The organism is Microvirga sp. KLBC 81 (genome assembly GCF_003075415.1).
GTDB lineage: Bacteria > Pseudomonadota > Alphaproteobacteria > Rhizobiales > Beijerinckiaceae > Microvirga.
This window is the reverse complement of record NZ_QDAH01000300.1, coordinates 1-737: the sequence shown is the minus strand read 5'-3', so window position 1 is coordinate 737 and position 737 is coordinate 1. Positions and strand designations below refer to the sequence as shown.

The 737-nt window shown below is 68.4% G+C and carries 1 protein-coding gene; it reads left to right on the top strand.

Translation table 11 applies throughout. The annotated features are described in order from the left end of the window. Nucleotides 1-689: outer membrane protein (locus DC522_RS33875; protein ID WP_133239468.1), on the top strand; the 689-nt coding region annotated here is incomplete at its 5' end. Nucleotides 690-737 lie beyond the last annotated feature (48 nt).

Sequence of the window (737 nt, the reverse complement as noted above, 5' to 3'; positions counted from 1 at the left end):
TCTTCACCTGGACCGGGTTCTACGCCGGTGTGAACGCCGGCTGGGGCTGGAACAACAACGACGACTCCACCGCTGTTGCCGTGCCGGCCGAGGCAGTCGGCGTGGGTTCGGTGGCCGGCACCATCACCTTCGAGGATGATGACGGCGACGGCTTCGTCGGCGGCGGCCAGATCGGCTACAACTACCAGTTCGGCGCCTTCGTGGTCGGTCTCGAGGCCGACCTGCAGTGGGCCGACCTCGGCGGCAGCGACGGCACGGCCGTCTTTCCGGCGCAGTGGGACGCCTACGCCTTCGAGCCGGCCGGCGCTGCCGGCGGCATCGACTGGTTCGGCACCGTGCGCGCCCGTGCCGGTGTGGCCTTCGACCGCGCCCTCATCTACGCCACCGGCGGCTTCGCGTACGGCGGCTCTGACGACGACAACGACTTCTTCGACAACGACGATGACGTGCGCACCGGCTGGGTGCTGGGTGCCGGCGTCGAGTACGCCTTCACCAACAACCTGACGGCCGGCATCGAAGGCCTGTGGGTCAACCTCGACGAGGACGACAACGGCACCTTCATCGGCAGCTCGGTGCCGTTTGCCGGGGCTGACCGTCAGGCGGTCGAGGTGGCTGGTGCCGACCGCGAGGACGACGCCGACTTCTTCGTGGCCCGCGCCAAGCTGAACTTCAAGTTCGGCACCTACTAAGAGCCGTCGCAGCCGCGACAGACAAGGCCCGGGGAAACCCGGGCCTTT